Raw genomic sequence first — 20,339 nt, 5'->3', positions numbered from 1 at the left:
GTGCTCAAGGAACCGGATCGCGACCCGACCAGCCAGTCCTGGATGTGGGTGCAGGCCAGCGGCCCACCTGATCGACAAGTCGTGTTGTTCGACTACACCACCAGCCGGGCGCAGGAAGTACCGTTACGCCTGCTGGAAGGGTATCGCGGCTATGTGATGACCGATGATTACGCCGGTTACAACGCGTTGGCGTTGCAACCCGGTATCGAGCGGCTGGCGTGCATGGTTCATGCTCGACGCAAGTTCGTCGATGCGCAGAAAGTGCAGCCCAAGGGTAAGACGGGCCGCGCCGATGTGGCGCTGGCGATGATCAACAAGCTGTACGGCATCGAGCGCGACCTCAAGGAGGTCAGCGACGAACAGCGGTTCATCGGTCGCCAAGAAAGAAGCCTACCGATCCTCGGCCAATTGAAAAGCTGGCTGGACAAGACGTACTCCCAGGTCACACCGCAAAGTGTGCTGGGCAAGGCCGTGCACTATCTGGCGAACAACTGGAGTCGGTTGGAACGCTATGTCGAGGCCGGCCATTTGCCGATCGACAACAACCTTGCGGAGCGTGCGATCAAGCCATTTGTCATCGGGCGCAAGGCTTGGCTGTTCAGCGACACCGTGAACGGCGCCAGTGCCAGCGCAAAGATCTACAGCTTGGTTGAGACCGCCAAGGTCAACGGCCAGGAGCCCTATACGTGGCTGCGCCACGTACTTGAGCACCTGCCGTATGCATCGTCGGTGGCCGGCTACGAAGCTCTTCTGCCGTGGAACTGCTCGCCAGAGATGCCACGGTAACCTGCTGCCCCATCATGTGATAGGTGGGGTTCATGGATCGCACTCAAATGAACCCGCAGCATCGCCATCAACGTATACGCCGAACGACCGCCTTCGCCCTTCGGGTAATGGGGTTCGATCAGGGCAACCGAACCCATTCAGGGTAAGACTCGGTCAATCTCGTTCAGGAACAGTTCCTTGCGGATCTGCTTGTCTTTCCCACTTACTCCGCGCCGACAAAGATCAACTGTCAGAGCGCAAAACTCGGGCAATTGGATCGCCGCATATCATCAGAACTGGGAAGCCATTTCAGGACGGCCCGATTGGGGTAGACGCTGCTCCATAAACTCTGTGAAAGAATGCAGAAGAACCATGTTGCCATTCCCGCTTAGATGATCACCATCTAGGAACAGGGGTTTGCCATCGCGGTAGGCGTCACACTCCCGGCCTGGACACAGAACCGGGAACGGATCCCATACGGACGCTCCCGGGAGTTGCTCGATCATTTTCGCGTAGGACTGCAGCACAGGTTTGCGGAAACTCTCCAACAGGTCTCGAGACACGCTGAAACCAGGCCGGCAGATCGGATTTTCGTGATTGAACCAGTCGGCACAGCGGAACGGCGGCGCCCTGAACAGCGGCTTTGGTCCTTCGAAAACAATCTGCACCCCATTTCCGGCGAAAGCTTTGAGCGTGGCAACGGCATCGATGACGGCCCGGTCGCGACCTGCATCGGCCTTCGGCCCAAACATCTGTGCACTCGCAGCTGCATCATCGAAGGTCGCCCATTGGTCCGACAAGCGAGCAAGACGTAGCGAAGCTAGGAACAAAACATCTCCAGGCTTGAGCCGCTTACGCAGGTCCTCAAGAGAAGCCTTAGCATACTGTTGGCATTGTGCATTGTCGTTTTCGCGAAACGGTTGGAGGCTGACGAAAGGGCAACCGCCATTATTGTAGGCGAAGATCTGCACATTGTTACGAATGGCGTACTGCTTGAACAAGCCTTCGTAGGCAAGGGCATGGGAGTCGCCGATGACATATATACTGCGCGGATTAAGAGAGCGCGGCGTCGTACAGTTATACGGTTTGTAGATCATCATCAACCCGCCGCCTACCGTGTGGTACTCGGGTTCGGCCAAACACCCTGGATGGTCAGTACTGAAAAACGGACCATGGGGATACCACTCGTCCTGATTCTTGCTCAAAGTACTGAGGGAAATCTTATGGAGGTTCAACGACAGCTGGTTGGCCCCCCACCAACTGCCACCGATGCATCCCAAACCAAGCAGGATTATGGCTGTTTGCGGCATGCGGCGCAGGCTACGTGAGTGGCGAATCGGGTTTTCGATGAGGGTGTACGACGCAATTGCCAATGCGAATGCGACAATAACCGCCAATGTACGCAACAAGGGGGTATCAAGACCAATTGTCCACCGGAAAAACACGAACACGGGCCAATGCCAGAGATAAAGGGAGTAGGAAATACGACCAACATAGACGAATGAGGCGCTACCCAGTAGTTTGTGCAAACGCTGTAGCTGGGGGTAGTGATGCAAAAAGTAGATAACGCCCAAGGTGCCGGCAACTGCAGGCAAAGCCCCAGGGAAAGGGAAATGCGCAGGGGAGGAGAAAACCAGCCCCCCCAGCAGTAACAGCAACGAGAGCGCGCCAAGCACGCCTCTTAGCGGACTCGTAGAAACATTGTCGTGTGCCGACTTCTGTTGCGTCAGCTGGAATAGTAAGACACCCGCAGCCAGCTCCCAGAAACGGCTGGGGGTAAGGAAGTAGGCTGCGGTCGGGCTACTACCGCTCTGCCAAGCGGCAAACACTAAGGATGCGAGCCCTGCCGCCGTAAACAGGGCGATGGACAGAATACGACCTTTACGGCCACTCAACCAGGCCAGGAACAGCAGCGGAAAGACGAGGTAGAACTGCTCTTCGACCGCCAAGGACCATGTGTGGGTGTATGGGTTGTATTCAGTGGTCGGTGCGAAGTAGTCACGGCCAGTCTGGGCCAGAATGAAGTTGCTCAATCCAAAAAATGCGTACAGGCCGGTTTTTTGGTTCACCGCACTGAGCCATGAAGCAGGAACGAACAAGGCCGTGAGATAGGCGGTTACCAAGAGGCAGATAATCAGAGCGGGAAAGATTCGCTTGATACGGCGGGCATAAAAATAGGCCAGAAACTGCAATATGCCACGCCCACGGAAGCTTGCTATCGACGCACTAACCACAAACCCAGAGATGACGAAGAATACGTCAACACCCACGAAGCCGCCGGGTAGCCATGGCCCATTGAGGTGGTAGATCAGAACCGCGAGAACAGCGATAGCTCGCAAGCCGTCGATATAGGGGTAGTACGGTGTGTGTGTACTAGACAATAACGGGGGAAGGCGCATGGTGAGACTCTCGAAAAATTTTTTAAAATAGCGCTAAACTTGGCGAAAAAAAAGCTATCCCGAAGTTTCAGCTCTATACCACGGACACTGACTTCCAGGCTACATTGCCTTCGAACTTGTTGCAGTAAGTGCGCCGCTGCCGCCCGAGAGGCAGCAGCTGGCTAAGTCACTCTTCTGAAGTCCCCCTAAATAATAAGCGCTGGAGATTGTCCGCACTCTGCTGCCAAGTAAGCCAAGGCATGCCAATGGAGGATGGCTTGAAACCTTGCCGCACCCACTGGGTAATGGCATCGGCTAGCTGCTGGGGCTCCTGTGCGCGGAAATAACAGGCATGATCGCCTGCTACCTCACGGAATACTGGAATGTCCCGAGCCAAGATCGGAAGCCCCTTCTGCCCCGCTTCGATCAATGGCAGGCCAAAGCCTTCATCCTCCGAAGCCGCTAGCAGTCCATCGACCTGCGTGTAGACTCGCTCGAGAAACTCGTCAGACGGTCCGTCGAGCCAGAACATTCGACGGCTTTTCTCTGGGTGGTTGGCAAGCCGCTCCAGTAACTGAGGAATATTGCGTTGCTGGTTAGTGGGCAACTCTTGCCAGCCCGCCCGCCCTACGATCACCAAGTTGACATCAAAGTCTTGCCGCCAGAGTAGGCTGAACGCTTCTAGGGCCTGCAAATAGCCTTTGCGCGGTTCCAGGGTTCCAACCATTAGCACTGTCGGGCGCTCCGCCATGATCGCCAGCAGTGCCTGCGCATCGGCGGGCAATCCCATGCTAGGGGACGAGTTGGCCAGATCTGCACCGTGGTGGGAGTAGTCGAAGGTGAAATCAGCCATCCTTTGCGGCAGTGTTTTTTGCATCCACTTGCGGAACTCCCCGGCCACGGTCTCGGTGACGCAAACAACGCCATCAAGCATGCTTACATGCCATAACCATTCGGAGAAATGCCTGTCGGCCTGAGGGGGAAACAACTCGGGGCGAGTGACCGGCAACAGGTCATGTACCAGCATCCGGCAGTTGACGCCACTGGCCTGCATCCTCTTGAACAAGCCCGCCTGACTGGCTTGAACCAGTGCATTGCCGGAAATATCAAAGGCAATCAGTTGGTCAGCCGGGCTATAGTCGATTGCCCGATCGGTCAGGACATCAGGCAGATTGAGTAAGCGATTAGTGAATGCATTGGCATAACGATAATGCCAACGCCCACCGGCATTAGACAAATAGACTGGCTCAACACGTACTCCTGCGGGAGGATTCTTGAGCAATGCGAGCGTCAGCGCCTTGGCAACGCGCTCAATTCCGCTATGTCGGTCTTTGGCACAGGTGCCGCTGATATCCAGCAACAGTTGTCGTGGGCGAAGTGGATCGGGTGTGCCCTGTAGAATACTTTCAGCAAAGCCGAGCAGCTCGCCACTCTCTCCCGGCGTCAGCGATTGTGCGGACACCACCTGCACCAACTCCTGCTCACGCTGACGATTGCGTTGGGCATATTGCTCGATGGCCGTGTGATAAAGCGCCGCACAATGCTGAGGGGTGTGTTGCTGCTCAATGAACTCGCGAGCGCGCTGCCCCAACGCAGTGCGCGCCGCCTCGTCGTGCCGCAAGAACTGCAGCGCTTCGGCTAGTTGCACGATATCGAATTGATCGGGCAGACGGTAAACGCCCTGCTCTGGTAAATCAGCCATGCTACCATTAGCATTCACTATAGTGGCCAGGCGATAATTCATGCAATCTAGCACTGCGGCGGATGTTTCGCCGCGAGACAAGCTACGTAGTTGCACCGCCAGGTCAGCTGCAAATAGGTAATGCTTGAAGGTTGAGCTATCTGCCCAGCCCGTCACGGTAATCCGCGATCGTTCACCTTGGTCGACGAGTTGCTTGCGCACCCGCTCACAATACTCGTCACTCCCCAGCTCCCCCACGAATACCAGATGGCAACGTGAATCGCTAGCTAGGTCTGAGGCGAGCCAAGCACTAATCAACTTATCATTGAGCTTGGTTTCCCCAAGCATGCCGAAACTGCAAACGACGAATGCATCATCAGTCAAACCCAATGCTTCTCGGGCGAAATGACGAGCATCGTCACTCGAAGCAGCCAATTCACGCAGCAAGGGGATCTGCGTCCAATCGGTAGCCGCTTGAGAGCCGTACCATTGCTCGACAAGCCGTACTGACACCGCCGAGTGCACGATGACACCCTGGGCTTTTTCGAGAATGCTGCGGTTGAATGGATAACGCACCGCGACCTGTCGCTCATCCACTTGTGCCTCAATCAGCGCAGCATAACCATGACTATAGTACAGCTCACGCATCTTGACGCCGCCAAAGCCTGGCCGGCTTTCCATCGACCAGATCAGCCCACTCAGGTAGAAGTCATGCAGGACGATGATACCAGGCACGTCTTCGATCAATTCGGCCATATAGCAGTGCCATGGCGAGTTGCCAAAGTGGTAGAGCACCGCACTGTACTGTGAGGCATGCTGTCGGAGCCAAGCCGCTTCGCGGAGCGGGAAAAGACTCTCCTGCACTTGTGCGGCATCGTCGCCGTCGACGATGACATCAATGTCGTAATACCGAGCCAGCGCCGGCAGAAGTTCGGCACTATAGTCGGCGATGCCAGTACGATCTGGCGGCATCGGGGAAACATAAGCCAAGCGAGGTCGCCCGCTTGTTTGATGCTCAACCGACGAGCTGGCGGACTCAAGCAGCCTATGCAACCGTTTGCTCAACTGCAAAACACGAGGCGAGTAGCTGCGAAGCAGGTCAGACAGGACAGGTTGGCTCATGCGACCCAATGCTTGGGTTACCTTACGCAGATGCCTTTCCAGACCGGGAACCGCCTTGATAGCCTTACGTAAGACTCCAAGCAGCTTCGGTCTGCGGCTAACATAACCAAGCACTGTAAATAGAGGCATGGCCAAGGTGCGCTTCAGATTCACACGGTCCATATGACGCAAGGTATCGGCCAGCTCTCGCATTGGTCGCGTGATACGCCAGGAGCGGCTGCTATAAATAAGCTGCAATTCAACTTGGACTTTTTCGATGCGTTCGATGTTGGCCGTACATAGTTTGGCAAAATGATCTATGTTGGCCGCGCTAAGCTTAGCCAAATGATCTATGTATTCGCCTTGAGCACGGAACTGCTCCTGCAGCATACGGTCGTGACGCTGCGCAAGCGTCGCTAGCTCCAAGCCATAACTCTGTGCGAATAGCTCGCCAAAAACATCACGCTCACCTACCGTCGGCACGCACTTGCGTGCAACGATCGCATAATCAGGGCTGACACCGTACAGCACCTGCCAGAGACCAATATGAGCCTCTTCAGACTTCAGCTGTGGGTCTTCCTGCAGCCGCACAATCTTACTTTGCGCAAAACCGGAGTACTGACAAAGAAACTCTAGGAACTGCGCTGGTACCGGACACTTGTGGGTTGGATCCAAGTAAAAATTGGTGGTCCCTACAATCAGATTTTCAGCATTTGGCGTCTCGAGAATCAGCAGACCACCTTCGCTCAACGTTCGATTTGCCTCCTTGAGCAAGGCCCTGAGGTAATCAAATGTCAGGTGTTCAACAACATGAAATGCCGAAATTAGGTCTAGGCTAGCCTCTGGGAGCCCCTGCAGCGCTTCCAGGGCATCTTGATTCCGGGCATTCAGACCACGCTCCTGACAGGCCGCGAGCATCGAGTCATCGAGATCGACGCCTTGAGCGTCTAGGCCATGCTCCATGAGAAGTTGCAACCACTCGCCACGCCCACATCCGATATCGAATGCTTTGGGAATGGGCTTGGCCTGCCGCAGGGCAGCAATAAAGGGGGTATAGCCCTCTAGGCGAGAGCGGATAACTTCACGGGAGGCTCGGAAGCGCTCTTCCAGCGCACGATAAAAATCATCACTCATGTCGTTGTTTGCTCTCCAGATGCGCGTCCAACCAAGCAACGCCGGCAAACTCGGCTTGGCTACGGTTTACAATTTCAAACATCAAGGCTCGCTCTTGCCAGGCATAGTTACACTCGATGTGCCCGACAATGCTGTGCAATGCCAAGGTAATCGAATATGTACCTGGCCCAATGTTGGCGGGAAATACAAAAGACCACGACAGCTCGGCACCAGCTTTAATGTCGTAAAAAATGTCGTCGAGCAGACGTGTATTGGTGCCGAAAACGTCTTGCCCGTAGCGGTCTTTGATCAGAAAGCCCAGCACTAGGTCTGGAATGTCCAAGTACGCATGTGCCGAAACATTTAGGCGTACCACCTGGCCGACATCCACGACCTCCACCGGATTGCCTTGATCGTCGCAAAGATGATGATGGATAAATTCAACCTCACCCGTGCCAGAAAGCAATGCACCACGGCTTTGGGGATCGGCGATTATCTGCTGATCCTGATGAGCTGCCAAGAGTGCGTTGTAGTAGTCCATGACGGCATCCGGCTCACCCTCCATAGCAATAGTTCCACCATCCAGCAGAATAGCCCGATTGCAAATACTCTGGATGGCCTGCTTGTCATGGCTCACCAACAGTAACGTGGTGCCTTGGCGGGTAAATTGGCGGATACGATCAAAACTCTTATGTTGGAAATAAGCATCACCAACAGATAGCGCTTCATCCACAATAAGAATTTCAGGACGCTCAGCCGTTGCTACCGCAAACGCCAAACGCGCCTGCATGCCGCTGGAATAAACCCGGACTGGCAACTCGAAGTAATCGCCAACTTCAGAAAAGGCATGAACCGCATCAATAAAACCATTGATCTGTTCCTGAGAGAACCCCATCAGGCCGGCAACATGATAGACATTCTGCCGACCTGTCAGATCTGGATGAAATCCCATACCCAGTTCAAGAATGGCCGCCACACGGCCATTGATTTGGATCTGCCCCTTACTGGCCTTGAGGGTACCGGTAACGATCTTGAGCAGCGTGCTCTTACCGGCCCCATTTAGACCAATGAGGCCAACTGCCTCGCCGGGCTGCAAGGCAAAGGAGATGTCATGCAATACCCATTTATGCTGCACCGACGGCACTGGCACGCCTAACCAGGAGAGCAGGCGATGGATTTCACGGGTATACTTGTTGAAGGACTTACCTATACCCTCAACATTCAAGGCAGCAGTCATAATACATCCACCACTTCATCGATGGCACGTCGATAGAGAAGCGCTGCGAACAAAAGAGCCACAGCCGCAAAAATTGCAGGGTAAAGTAACAGCCCTAGATCAGGCGCGCGACCATACACCAGAACGCTCTGATAGGCCTGGACAATCCCTGTCATAGGGTTGAGATATAAATAATCGCGGTAATGCTCGGAGAGCAGATCGATATGGTAGACAATCGGTGTTAACCAGAAGCCAAACTGTAATACGATAGTGGCGACCTGGCCTATATCTCGGAAAAACACATTGAACAACCCCAGCGCCAAACCTAACCCGAGCGCCAGCCCTATCACAAGGAGAAACAGTACCGGCAACCATAGCAACTGAAAACTGGGCGCATGGTCCAGCAAGGAAAAAATGAGCAGGACCGATGCAAGCAGGACAAGGTTATTTAGCAGTGCACTTCCACAGACAATTGTTGGTAGAGCGAGCCGTGGGAATACCATTTTTTTGAGGAGGTTTCCGTTTTCAATAAATACACTTATGCAACGCCCGAGTATTTCAGAAAACAAACTCCAGGCTAGGATGCCTGCTGTTAGGTAAATAGGATACGCATAAGTACTGTTTAGCCCCGGCAGCTTGGCGGCCAAAATCACGGAAAGCACGAAGGCATATATCACTACTTGAGCCAGTGGATAAATAACAATCCAAAGAAGACCGAGCCGGCTACGCACTACGCGGGCAATGAACTCATTACGAATTGAGTTCCTGATGAAGTGGCGAGCATGCCATAGTTCTAGAATAGAGCTATTCAAGTGAGACATTCCTATTGAGGACCGTTTGCACAAAGCTTAAAGAGGACCCTTCTTCGGGACTGAAAACGCTCGACAGCATTGCCTGATGCTCGGGCATTGCAGTCAGCTCGTCTTCTTCCAGTCTTTGAGCCAATGAACGGCGGGGACACTGTTGTCATAACCTTGATACCGGCGATGCGGCCTTTGGCGATCTGATACGCGCGACCCTCATCTAACGGAATAGGTACCGAGAGCATGATGCCGCAAATGGGGTCGCTAGGAGACAACTCGATTAGGCCGGAAGCGTTAAGCATCAACGAAGTCTATCACCACGCGAGGCGACGGGAAACGGACGGGAAACCACAGGGCCGAGCTAACGCGGCCCGCCAGATACGAATCGGCAATCCGCCCTGACGAAAGCGCTTCCTAACAAATGCCCCATTCTATATCACGAAGCGTGAGCAGGTAGACGCAGACCTAGCTAATTTGCGGCGCTAAGCGCCGTCCCCCAGCCTTTCTTCAACAGCGGGTGTTCAGATAGCCTCATCCTGGCCTGTTATACCGGTGGTGATAGCGGCGCTCATTATAGGTTGCATTCATTGATTGTTTTTTCGATCAGGGACAATCTCTTCATAACCGCTACTCAACCAAGCATTAACACTTTCAACGCTCTCAGAAGATAGCTTGCCTGCCCAGCGGTTGAGAATGAACAGGTTGGTGATGAAATCATACTGCGTTCTCAGCAGGTCGCGACGAACCGTGAACTCGTTCTGCGTTGCAGTTAGCACATCGACAGCACTGACTACGCCATAGGCGAACGCCTTCTCGGCGGCAATACGCGATTTCTCTGCAGAAATCAAGGCTTTACGATTGGCTCGCAAGCTTACGACGCTCGAGTCGGCAGTCAAGTAGGCGTTCGTAGTCTCTTTGGCGACCTGCCGACGCGTGGCAATCAGCTGTTGCTCCGTAGTCAGTTGATCTTGATAGAGACCCCGCACACGCGCAGAAGTTGAGCCACCACTATAGATCGGGATTTGTACATTGACACCCGCCACGTAACTGTCGGTACGGGGTACCGCTGAGTTGTTGTAGCCTTCGTCGGTCTGCTGAGCACTGAGATTGAGGCTAACGGTAGGGTAATGACTGCCTTTCCCTCCGCGAAGAGCTGCTTCCGCAGCACCCAGAGCGCTTTCAGCCGCCTTTACTTGCGGGTTCTCAGTAACAGCGGTTTGCACCCACTCCTCCAAGCTCTGGCTGGACACCTGCAGTTCGACATCGTTGCGCACACGACTCAGACGCTCCCGAACCGGACGACCAATGATCTCCGAGAGCGCTGCACGACTCAAGCGCACCTGGTTCTTGGCGTCCACCTCTTGGGCGATGAGGGAATCGACACGAGTCTGGATATCAAGTTGGTCAGTAATTTTCGCCATCTGCTTGGCCAGTAACGCGTTGACCCGGTCGAGATTCTTCTGCGTGACACCCAATTCAGCCTGCACCAAGCTCAACTCATCATCAGCAGCCAGAGCAGCAAAATACCGCTGCGCGAGGTCGACGGTTGCCTCGGCCTGAGCCTCTTCGGACTCGGACTCAGTCTGTTTGGCCAGATTTTGGAATTTTTTCCAGTTCTCCCATGCCGACTTGTTGTAAAGGGCTTGGCTGAGAGTGACACTATAGCTTGCGCTGTTGTAAGACTGGCGAATCAACTCATTGCTCTGGGTGATGCGATTCTTTCCCGCATTCATCTGGACCTGCGGCAGCAAGCCGCCGAGGGCTTCACGCTGTTGCTCCTTACTCGACTGCGCCTTTGAATATGACGCCAGCACTCGCGGGTCCTCCAAGCGTGATTCACGATAGAGCTGGATCAGATCGGTCGAGTAGGTCTTGACGCTGACACTAGAGGAAGACGGCGTGGGCGGCTCGGCGGTCTTTGGGTCAGAGGCATGGGCAGGCATCACCAGAATGCCTGCCATTAGGCAGGGATACAAACGACGCACAATCACTCCTCAATCATCGACTGGGCAATCGCATTACGCGCCGGCTGCAAAATGTATTGCAGCATGGTTCGCTCACCGGTCTTAATCAGCACTTCGGCGGGCATACCGGCTAGCAGCTTGAGCTCGCGATTATCCAGCTTCTTCATGCCGCCGGCAGTAACCTTGACGCGTGCCAGATAGTATGAAACGCCCGTTTTTTCATTGGTCAGGCGGTCCCCAGAAACATTGACCACCTCCCCTTCGATCACCGGCGTAGTAGCCGTATTGAACGCACTGAAGCGAATATCAGACTTCCTGCCGATGGCAATGCGATTGATATCGTTTGTCGGCACCTCAGCTTCGACCACCAGGTCAGATACGGATGGCACGATATCGAGCAGCGGTGTAGCTGGACGTACGGTACCGCCAACGGTATGCACCGTCATGCCAATGACCATACCGTCGTCAGGCGAACGAATGACAATGCGATTAAGCCGGTCAACCAGCGCTGCGGTACGTTCTTGCAACTCGTAAACCTTGGTTTGTGTCTCAGACAACTGTTTGGAGACCTCGGACTGAAAGTCCTTATTGATCTGCAGGATTTGCAACTGGGTCTCGTTGATCTGTAGCCGGGTCTTGGTAATAGTAGAGCGGTGATCGGCCACCTCCGTGCGCAGCATGTTGAGCTTGCGCTGAGAATCAAGCAGTCGTTGCTTGTCTACGAAGCCTTCCTTAAGTAGTTCATCGAGATCGGATATTTCGCTGCTATAGGACTTTTCCAAGCTGTCCTTGGTGATGATCATGGACTCGATACCCTTGATCTGCTGCTGCAGTTGGCCTACACGCTCCTGCAACACCGCGATTTGCCCAAGGCGTGCACCACGCCTAGCGTTGAACACCTGGACTTCGCCAGCCTCAGCCTCCTTGGCGCGCGGCGTATCGAACTCGGAAAGTCTACTAAAATTAATGGCCTGGAGATCGTCACGCTCAGCGACCAGGCGCGCTTCCATGACTCTCGCGGCGATCAGTAGGTTATGGTTGACGTCATACTCGGCGCGTAGCTGGGATTCGTCGAGCAAGATCAGTGGATCACCTTTCTTGACCATGTCGCCATCATGCACTAGGACATCCTTGACGATGCCACCTTCGAGATGCGAGACGGTCTTGCGGTAAGTCTGAACAGTCACTACGCCAGGGGCGTAAACCGCCCCATCGATAGGAGCAAAAGCAGCCCAACCGCCGAAGATACCAAACACCACTAGAATAACGGCATAGCCGAAACGACGAATCTTCAGGTCAGAAACGGGCAGACCCGCGAAGTTGTCGGATTTAAAACTCAGTGAAGGGGGGGTCATTAATCTCTACCTGTCAGGCAATTGACGCGCCTGTGGTTGCGCTCTGCGCGTGTTGTTGCTGAGCCGCAAGTTGTTGCTTGTTCAGCTCTTCCATAACTTGCTCGCGCGGACCATACATGCCAATACCGCCATTGCTCATAACCAGCAGGCGATCCAGTAGCGCAAGGATCGATGTGCGATGGGTAATGACAAAGATCGTCGAGCCAGCATGCTTCATCACCCGGATGGCCTGAGCGAGCGCGCGTTCACCGACTTCGTCGAGGTTGGAGTTCGGCTCATCGAGCAGGATGAGCTTGGGCGAGCCGTACAAGGCTCGGGCCAGGCCGATGCGCTGGCGCTGTCCGCCAGACAGGTTGACACCTTCACTTCCGATCACCGTGTCGTAGCCGTCGGGCAGTTGCAAGATCATTTCATGCACTCCGGCGATCTTAGCTGCCTTGACCACTGCTTCGGCATTGATTTCGGCGAAGCGTCCGATGTTCTCGCTAATACTACCTTCGAACAGCTCAATATCCTGCGGCAGGTAGCCCAAATGTGGCCCGAGCTCTTCCTTGTTCCAGTTGCCAATATCCGCGCCATCTAGACGGACAACGCCATGCTGTGGCTGCCACACCCCCATCAACGCACGGGCAAGCGTCGATTTGCCTGACGCACTCGGGCCAATAATCCCAACGCACGCGCCAGCAGGCACGGCAAAGCTGACGCCGCGAATGATGGGATTCTTGTTGCCCGGCGCACCAACCACCAAGTTTTCAACCAACACATCGCCCTGCGGTAATGGCAAACTCATGCGCGCAGGCTCTGCCTGCTGCTCCGCCAGCACTTCGTTCAGACGATCGTACTGGGTACGTGCAGATATGAAGCCCTTCCAGCTGCCGATGATGAGGTCAATCGGCGCAAGGGCACGCCCCAGCAGCACGGAACCTGCAATGACTAGGCCAGGGTTAATTTGATGGTCCACCGCGAGATAGGCACCCAAGCCGAGAATCAGCGATTGGATCAGCATGCGGAAGGTTTTGGAAATTGCACTGATGGCACCGCCCTTGTCACTGGCCTCAGACTGCAACTGCAGCACGACCCGCTGACGACGGGTCCAGCGCTCCATGAGGGTACCGAGCATACCCATCGACTCGATGACTTCGGCATTGCGTAAGTTCTTGGTGGTATAAAGGGTGGCACCAACATTCTGCCTGTTGGCCTCGCCCAGCGCCTTGCTGGTGACTCGTTCATTCACGTAGGCCAGCAAAAGCAGCACAAGGGCACTCGCGATGGCCACCCAGCCGTACCAGGGGTGGAACATGAACATTACGGCGATGTAAATTGGCAGCCACGGGGCATCAAAAAAGGCGAACAAACCGTTGCCGGTGAGAAACTGACGCAGGTTGGTCAGGTCGTTAAGCGACTGTGCGGACGCATCCATGCCGCCGCTTTCTAACGCCCGACGAAAGCTCGCCTTGTACACGTCGCGACTGAGCAGAACATCCAGCTTGGTGCTGATCCGCACCATGATGCGCGAACGAATGAAATCCAGCGCCCCCATGGTGACCATTAAGATCGCCATGATAATGGTGAGCATCATCAGGGTGGTAAGGTTGCCGCCTGTAACAACTCGACCATATACCTGTAACATGTAGAACGTCGGGACAAGCATAAGGGCGTTGACGAACAGGCTGAAAAAACCAACCGAGATAAAACTGGACCTACACGCCTTTAAGGCGGCCTGCAAGCTGTTTTCATGAGTGCCACGCATAGATTTCGAGCTGCCATGGGGTATCTGCTAGACAAGCGCCGGAGCATACCAATAGCAGCGTTCAATTAAAAATGAAAAGTTCATCACGATGCCAGCTTGGCCGGCGATCAGGTCAATTCCTTAGCGACCTTGCCGAAACGCACCGCACATGGGTTGCTCCTCGCAACTCGAGACCTAGGACGCACGGGCAAGCCAAATTTGTAGCAGCATGCGACCTGCGGCCATAGCCAGCAAAAACCCATTATGCGGACCCTGCACACCCTCATGGCTTGCCACATCGAAAACCACAGATGGCATCAAACAGGTGATCCACCAGATGCGCCAGGAGCACACTGCTGCTGGAATGAAAGCGCTAGTATCACCCTAAGCCCATCGCGCTAACCGATCCCAAATCGATTCAGATCGATTACCACGACTTCGACAGATCTGGGAAAACCACCAACTGAGCTCCGACCTTTTCCGCCCGAACAATTGAGCATCTCCGCACCTTGATCGGCTAGACCTACCTTCTTTGGCAGGCCACGCACTTTCTACTCTCCCTAGCCAAGCTCACTAGCCAGCAACAGCGGGCAAGTCCTAGGAAAATCCTGAAGAAGACTTCCTGATTTTGGCAAAACGCCCGGAATCACCCGCCGAGTTTTCCGATGAAGCAAATGACCTTCGCCGATGCCGAGTACGCCGGCAAGCGTAAGCAGACCCGCAAAGAGTTGTTCCTGATCGAGATGAATCAGGTGGTGCCGTGGCAGGGTTTGATTGTCCTGATCGAGCCACATTACCCGAAAGGTGATGGTGGCCGTCCGGCCTACCCGTTGATGGCGATGCTGCGCGTACATCTGATGCAGAACTGGTTTGGCTACAGCGATCCAGCGATGGAGGAAGCGCTGTACGAGACCACCATCCTGCGCCAGTTCGCCGGACTGAGGCTGGAGCGCATTCCCGACGAAACCACGATCCTCAACTTCCTTCGTCTGCTGGAGAAACACGAGCTGGCTGCTGGCATCCTGGCCGTGATCAATGGCTATCTGGGTGATCAAGGCCTGTCGTTGCGCCAAGGCACCATTGTCGATGCCACGCTGATCAATGCGCCGAGTTCGACCAAGAACAAGGACGGCAAACGCGACCCAGAAATGCACCAGACCAAGAAGGGTAACCAGTACTACTTCGGCATGAAGGCGCACATCGGTGTCGATGATGAGTCGGGTCTGGTGCACAGCGTGGTGGGCACGGCGGCCAATGTGGCGGATATCACCCAAGTCGACAAACTGCTGCACGGCGAGGAAAACATGGTCGGCGCCGACGCGGGTTACACCGGCGTCGAGAAACGCCCTGAACATGAAGGCCGAGAGGTCATCTGGCAGATTGCCGCCCGCCGCAGTACATACAAGAAGCTGGGTAAGCGCAGCCCTTTGTACAAAGCCAAGCGCAAGATCGAGAAGGCCAAGGCCCAAGTGCGCGCCAAGGTCGAGCACCCGTTCCGGGTGATCAAACGGCAGTTCGGTTATGTGAAGACGCGCTTCCGTGGTCTAGCGAAGAACACCGTGCAACTGGTGACACGGTTTGCGCTGTCGAACCTGTGGATGGCACGCCGACACTTACTGAGCAATACGGGAGAGGTGCGCCTGTAATGCAGGAAATGGCTGCCGCGAGGTGCTCGTGGCGGGTAAAAACACAGAAATGAGCGGGTAACCTGATCGGTTTTGATCGATTCGCCGCTTTCAAAACCGGCGGGGGCTGAAGTCAGCCAGAAATACATGGCTACTTCAGACCATCCCTAGGGAAGCGTTACCGACACAAGACCAGTGAGGAGGGCCTGCTACCGCGTCAGTGGATTCTGGCCTTGCTTGCGCAAGGTGTGCTGGCCGTTCGCTTACGCTTGGTTCATCTCTGGATTGCACTTAGTGTCCTTGTTTTGGTTCGAAGTGGGGACGTGAATCAGGACGACATCAACGACGGCGCCTCGAAACAACGACACGCCGCGGGCACCCAGCACTCCCAGTAAAATAAAGTAGCCACCAATTTCTTGCCCAAATTAAGGCCTGCCACCCTAACCACCTCCGCACAAAAGCCAATGAAAAAAATCATCAAGCACACATAAAAAACCAAAAGCTTCCAATTAGAGATTTTACAACTGCGAATGCTTACACTCTTGCTTTAACACCTCAACGAACACCCCTATCACCCTAATTTTGCTCAGGACCTAGCACGAACGAACCCCAGCAACAGATTCAGCCTTGATTACGACAACGCCCTCTCATCAAGCCCTTCCCTTAGCGACACCAATCCAGCGATAATACACCACACACCGAAGCCACTAAATGGAGGGAACGCATGATACTTGTCACAGGCGGCGCCGGATTCATAGGCTCCAACTTTGTTCTCGAGTGGTGCACCCATACTGACGAGAAGGTGCTGAATCTCGATGCGCTAACCTATGCCGGCAACCTAGCCAACCTGCAATCGCTGAACGGCAACGAACAGCATGAGTTCGTCCAAGGCAACATCGGCGATACCTCCTTACTCACCCGGCTTTTTGCAGAACACAACCCGAGAGCGGTGATTCATTTCGCCGCCGAATCACACGTTGACCGGTCCATCGCGGACCCGGAAGCGTTCGTCGAAACTAACGTGGTAGGGACTTTCCGCCTACTTGAAGCCGCACGCAGCTACTGGAACAAGCTAGATCGAGCTGCAAAGACAACCTTCCGTTTCCTGCACGTCTCCACTGATGAGGTCTATGGCACATTGGCTGCCGGTGAACCAGCCTTTACCGAGAGCACGAGCTATGCGCCCAACAGCCCCTACTCTGCCAGCAAGGCGGCCAGCGATCACCTGGTTCGGTCATATTTCCACACTTATGGCATGCCTGTACTAACCACTAACTGCTCCAACAATTACGGACCGTTTCATTTTCCGGAAAAGTTGATTCCGCTGATGATCGTCAACGCCTTGGCAGGAAAAGCACTGCCAGTCTATGGAGACGGCCACCAGATCCGAGACTGGCTGTATGTAGAGGACCACTGCAGCGGCATTCGCCGCGTTCTTGAGGCTGGGAGATGCGGCCAGACATATAACATTGGTGGCTGGAGCGAAAAGTCCAATATCGACATCGTAAAGACGCTATGTAGCCTGCTTGACGTAATGGCACCTGCCGCACAGCGTGGCGTATTCAACCAACAGACCGGTAAGCCGGTCCTTCAGTACGGCGAGCTAATCACTTATGTAACTGACCGCCCAGGCCACGATCGTCGTTATGCTATCGATGCACGCAAGATTGAGCGTGAACTCGGCTGGAAGCCTACAGAAACATTTGAAACTGGCATTCGCAAGACTATTGAGTGGTATCTGAATAATCAGCAGTGGGTAGCGGGTGTCATGAATGGCAGCTATCGTGACTGGGTTGCGCAGCAGTACGATATAGGCAAACAGTGAAAATTCTTCTTTTGGGAAAAAACGGGCAAGTAGGCTGGGAGCTTCAGCGCTCCCTTGCCTCTTTGGGCACTGTTGTCGCCCTGGACCGGCAATCCAGCTCTCACCTAAACGGTGACCTAAATGACTTGGAAGCACTCGCAGCAACAGTCCGCACTTTGAAACCGGACGTCATCGTCAATGCAGCAGCTTACACCGCGGTAGACATGGCAGAGTCCGAAGAGGCACTGGCGGCGCGCATCAACCCCGAAGCGCCAGGGGTACTGGCCCGCGAAGCGGCGGCTATCGGCGCCTGGTTGATCCACTACTCCACTGGCTATGTATTTGACGGTAGCGGTGAAACCCCGTGGACCGAAGAGGCGCCAACCAGCCCGCTGTCAGCTTATGGCCGCACCAAGCGAGATGGCGAAACGGCCATCGCAAAGAGCGGCGCGCGCGCTGTCGTTCTCCGCACCAGCTGGGTATACGCCGCCCGGGGCCACAACTTCGCCAAGACCATGCTGCGATTGGCAAAGGTGCGCGACTCACTTAGCGTAGTCGCTGACCAATTCGGCGCACCAACAGGCGCAGAGCTCATCGCAGACGTGACAGCTTACATCATCCGACAAATTTTCAGCCTAGCGGATTCCAATCATCGTGCCGGCACCTACCACCTTACCGCAGCCGGCGAAACCAGCTGGCACGGCTTCGCGCAGCTTGTGCTCGGTTATGCCAGCAGCCGTGGTTGCGCGCTGAAGTTAGCCGCCGACCAAGTGAGGGCAATCAGCACCGAAGATTATCCCGCCACAGCTTTGCGGCCGCGCAATTCGCGCCTTGATTTGGCTAAAAACGAGAAAGTATTTAATCTGAAGATGCCGCCTTGGCAGCAAGGCGTGCAACGTATGCTGGACGAAATCCAGCTCTAAGGACTGCTAATGGCGCGCAAAGGAATTATCCTGGCAGGAGGTTCAGGCACCCGCCTGCACCCCGCCACGTTGTCGGTATCGAAGCAGCTTCTGCCGGTATACGACAAACCCATGATCTACTACCCGCTCAGTACGCTGCTGCTGGCACGTATTCGTGACATCCTTATCATCTCTACACCTCAAGACACGCCGCGCTTCGAGCAATTGCTGGGCGATGGCGCGCAATGGGGTCTGAATATTACTTATGCCGTGCAACCGAGCCCTGACGGCTTGGCGCAAGCATTCACGATCGGCGCCGACTTCATCGGCAATGATCCGTCCGCTCTAGTATTAGGCGACAACATTTTCTACGGCCATGATTTCCAGGCACTTCTGCTGAAAGCAGACCGCCAGGATGCTGGGGCGTCTATGTTTGCCTACCACGTTCAGGATCCAGAGCGTTATGGCGTGGCCGAGTTCGACAAGCATGGCTGCGTATTGTCAATCGAGGAAAAGCCAAAGTCGCCTAAGTCCAGTTACGCCGTAACCGGCCTGTACTTCTATGACAATCAAGTTGTCGACCTCGCTAAACAACTGATACCGTCTACTCGCGGCGAGCTGGAAATCACCGACCTTAACAACCTGTACTTGCAGCAAAAACAGCTGAAAGTCGAAATCATGGGCCGTGGCTATGCTTGGCTGGACACAGGCACTCACGACAGCTTGCTGGATGCCAGCCAGTACATAGCAACTATAGAGCGTCGTCAGGGCCTGAAAATCGCCTGCCCCGAAGAAATCGCATATCGCGCTGGCTGGATCAGCGCAGAACAGGTCGAACGTTTGGCCCAGCCCCTGCTGAAAAACGGATACGGACAATACCTACGTAATCTACTTGAGTTGAAGATTTTCTGATGCGCGCAATACCTTTGGCAATCACCGAAGTCATTCTTTCACCCCCAAAGTATTCGGTGATGACTGCGGCCTTTTCTATGAGAGCTTCAACGCCAGAGTCTTCAGCGAAGTCACTAGCTTGCAGCCAGATTTCGCTCTCAGGACAACCACCCACGCTCGGCGAAGGGTGTTCTGCGCCACCTACACTACCAACTGTCGCCCCATGCCCAAGGCAAGTTGGTGCGCGTAGTCCAGGGCGAAGTCTTCGACGTGGCATTGGACATTCGCCGCTCATCGTCAACATTCGGCAAATGGGTCGGGGCAGTGCTATCGGCAAAAAACAAGCAACAGTTATGGATTCCGGAAGGTTTCGCGCACGGCTTCATCACTCTGACAGCTAGCGTGTGCTTGATCAACGGTATCAGTTCCTTCAGTGCGGCATAGCTGTACTGAAGGAATTGGCTATTTTAGGTAATTGCCCATCAATCGAACAGGTCGGCCTCACTCAGTGCGACGCCTCGCTGATCTTTTTCTGACAGCAGTGGCTTGCCGTGTCAGCATATTGATTCCGGCGCACTCAAAATCCGACGTGAAGCCGGCCACATTTTCACCCCAATGTGGCGAAGGCATCTCATGCCGAAAGCGTATGATTACCCGCCCCAAACAGCACGAACATCAGAGCTAGATAATCCGACCCCAAGAAAGCAGCAACCCCCCAGGCAAACCTCGAAATACGGGAATATCAGAGCAATAATTGGCAGCTAGTGCTGCGCGACCTCAATCAATGAGGCGCCATGGCCTTCTACCCCTTAAGCAGCAACCACGGTGCGGCTAGCACTTTACAACTCGGCCAGGTCAGCATAGCTCAATCCTTACAACCCGAACAAACACAGACAACTGCAGGCACGCGCGCAAGCCCTATGCTAACTAGCAGTCACTCCAACCTCTCTTACAATTCAGCTCAATGCTCACCTCGACAGTTTGGGCCCACAGCACAGTAAAGACAGCCAGT

Annotated in this window: 12 protein-coding genes and 2 pseudogenes; 6 read left to right on the top strand and 8 right to left on the bottom strand. The window is 54.6% G+C overall.

The window, feature by feature from the left end; genetic code table 11:
* Positions 1-786: IS66 family transposase (locus BLX42_RS21330; protein ID WP_161872552.1), on the top strand; the 786-nt coding region annotated here is incomplete at its 5' end.
* Positions 787-830: 44 nt separating this feature from the next.
* Here BLX42_RS21330 and BLX42_RS21325 read toward each other — a convergent pair.
* From BLX42_RS21325 to BLX42_RS21290, 8 genes and pseudogenes are all read right to left on the bottom strand, one after another.
* Positions 831-1,019: pseudogene (locus BLX42_RS21325) on the bottom strand (hypothetical protein); the annotation flags it as partial.
* Between the two features lie 36 nt (positions 1,020-1,055).
* Positions 1,056-3,164: an acyltransferase family protein gene (locus BLX42_RS21320; protein ID WP_046787367.1), complete on the bottom strand. Its 2,109-nt coding sequence runs from the start codon at positions 3,162-3,164 to the stop codon at positions 1,056-1,058.
* Between the two features lie 166 nt (positions 3,165-3,330).
* Positions 3,331-7,059 (bottom strand): glycosyltransferase, encoded by a 3,729-nt coding sequence (locus BLX42_RS21315; RefSeq protein WP_046787368.1) that lies wholly within the window; start codon positions 7,057-7,059, stop codon positions 3,331-3,333.
* Positions 7,052-8,275: an ABC transporter ATP-binding protein gene (locus tag BLX42_RS21310; RefSeq protein ID WP_046787369.1), complete on the bottom strand. Its 1,224-nt coding sequence runs from the start codon at positions 8,273-8,275 to the stop codon at positions 7,052-7,054. Before BLX42_RS21310 ends, BLX42_RS21315 begins: the two co-directional genes overlap by 8 nt.
* Positions 8,272-9,075: an ABC transporter permease gene (locus tag BLX42_RS21305; protein WP_168216570.1), complete on the bottom strand. Its 804-nt coding sequence runs from the start codon at positions 9,073-9,075 to the stop codon at positions 8,272-8,274. The genes BLX42_RS21310 and BLX42_RS21305 overlap by 4 nt, the downstream gene beginning before the upstream one ends.
* Positions 9,076-9,641: 566 nt before the next feature.
* Positions 9,642-11,000, bottom strand: a complete 1,359-nt coding sequence (locus tag BLX42_RS21300; RefSeq protein ID WP_046787490.1) for a TolC family outer membrane protein — start codon at positions 10,998-11,000, stop codon at positions 9,642-9,644.
* Between the two features lie 44 nt (positions 11,001-11,044).
* Positions 11,045-12,376 carry an HlyD family type I secretion periplasmic adaptor subunit gene (locus BLX42_RS21295; RefSeq protein ID WP_161872551.1) on the bottom strand — a complete coding sequence of 444 codons (1,332 nt, stop codon included), beginning with the start codon at positions 12,374-12,376 and terminating at the stop codon, positions 11,045-11,047.
* Positions 12,377-12,389: 13 nt separating this feature from the next.
* Entirely contained in the window at positions 12,390-14,126 is a 1,737-nt protein-coding gene (locus BLX42_RS21290) for a type I secretion system permease/ATPase (protein WP_046787371.1), read from the bottom strand.
* 644 nt (positions 14,127-14,770) lie between these two features.
* On the opposite strand from BLX42_RS21290, the gene BLX42_RS21285 reads away from it, so the two are divergent.
* The 5 genes and pseudogenes from BLX42_RS21285 to rfbC form a co-directional block, all read left to right on the top strand.
* Positions 14,771-15,751, top strand: coding sequence for an IS5 family transposase (locus tag BLX42_RS21285; protein ID WP_046787372.1), 981 nt, complete (start codon positions 14,771-14,773; stop codon positions 15,749-15,751).
* A 703-nt stretch (positions 15,752-16,454) separates the two neighbouring features.
* Complete coding sequence (gene rfbB / locus BLX42_RS21280; RefSeq protein ID WP_046787373.1) at positions 16,455-17,555, top strand: dTDP-glucose 4,6-dehydratase; 1,101 nt, start codon at positions 16,455-16,457, stop codon at positions 17,553-17,555.
* Positions 17,552-18,457, top strand: coding sequence for a dTDP-4-dehydrorhamnose reductase (gene rfbD, locus BLX42_RS21275; RefSeq protein ID WP_161872550.1), 906 nt, complete (start codon positions 17,552-17,554; stop codon positions 18,455-18,457). Before rfbB ends, rfbD begins: the two co-directional genes overlap by 4 nt.
* A gap of 9 nt (positions 18,458-18,466) precedes the next feature.
* Positions 18,467-19,348 carry a glucose-1-phosphate thymidylyltransferase RfbA gene (rfbA, locus tag BLX42_RS21270; RefSeq protein WP_046787375.1) on the top strand — a complete coding sequence of 294 codons (882 nt, stop codon included), beginning with the start codon at positions 18,467-18,469 and terminating at the stop codon, positions 19,346-19,348.
* Positions 19,348-19,723, top strand: a pseudogene (rfbC, locus tag BLX42_RS21265) (dTDP-4-dehydrorhamnose 3,5-epimerase); the annotation flags it as partial. The gene rfbA and the pseudogene rfbC, both read left to right, overlap by 1 nt.
* Positions 19,724-20,339: the final 616 nt, after the last annotated feature.

Source organism: Pseudomonas sp. SG-MS2, from assembly GCF_009933855.1.
Classification (GTDB): Bacteria; Pseudomonadota; Gammaproteobacteria; order Pseudomonadales; family Pseudomonadaceae; genus Aquipseudomonas; species Aquipseudomonas putida_E.
This window is presented reverse-complemented; position numbering and strand designations above follow the sequence as displayed.

Coding starts and splice junctions, on each gene's coding strand:
- BLX42_RS21320 (WP_046787367.1), bottom strand. CDS start 3,164: ATGCGCCTTCCCCCGTTATTGTCTAGTACACACACACCGTACTACCCC.
- BLX42_RS21315 (WP_046787368.1), bottom strand. CDS start 7,059: ATGAGTGATGATTTTTATCGTGCGCTGGAAGAGCGCTTCCGAGCCTCC.
- BLX42_RS21310 (WP_046787369.1), bottom strand. CDS start 8,275: ATGACTGCTGCCTTGAATGTTGAGGGTATAGGTAAGTCCTTCAACAAG.
- BLX42_RS21305 (WP_168216570.1), bottom strand. CDS start 9,075: ATGTCTCACTTGAATAGCTCTATTCTAGAACTATGGCATGCTCGCCAC.
- BLX42_RS21300 (WP_046787490.1), bottom strand. CDS start 11,000: ATGCCTGCCCATGCCTCTGACCCAAAGACCGCCGAGCCGCCCACGCCG.
- BLX42_RS21295 (WP_161872551.1), bottom strand. CDS start 12,376: ATGACCCCCCCTTCACTGAGTTTTAAATCCGACAACTTCGCGGGTCTG.
- BLX42_RS21290 (WP_046787371.1), bottom strand. CDS start 14,126: ATGCGTGGCACTCATGAAAACAGCTTGCAGGCCGCCTTAAAGGCGTGT.
- BLX42_RS21285 (WP_046787372.1), top strand. CDS start 14,771: ATGAAGCAAATGACCTTCGCCGATGCCGAGTACGCCGGCAAGCGTAAG.
- rfbB (WP_046787373.1), top strand. CDS start 16,455: ATGATACTTGTCACAGGCGGCGCCGGATTCATAGGCTCCAACTTTGTT.
- rfbA (WP_046787375.1), top strand. CDS start 18,467: ATGGCGCGCAAAGGAATTATCCTGGCAGGAGGTTCAGGCACCCGCCTG.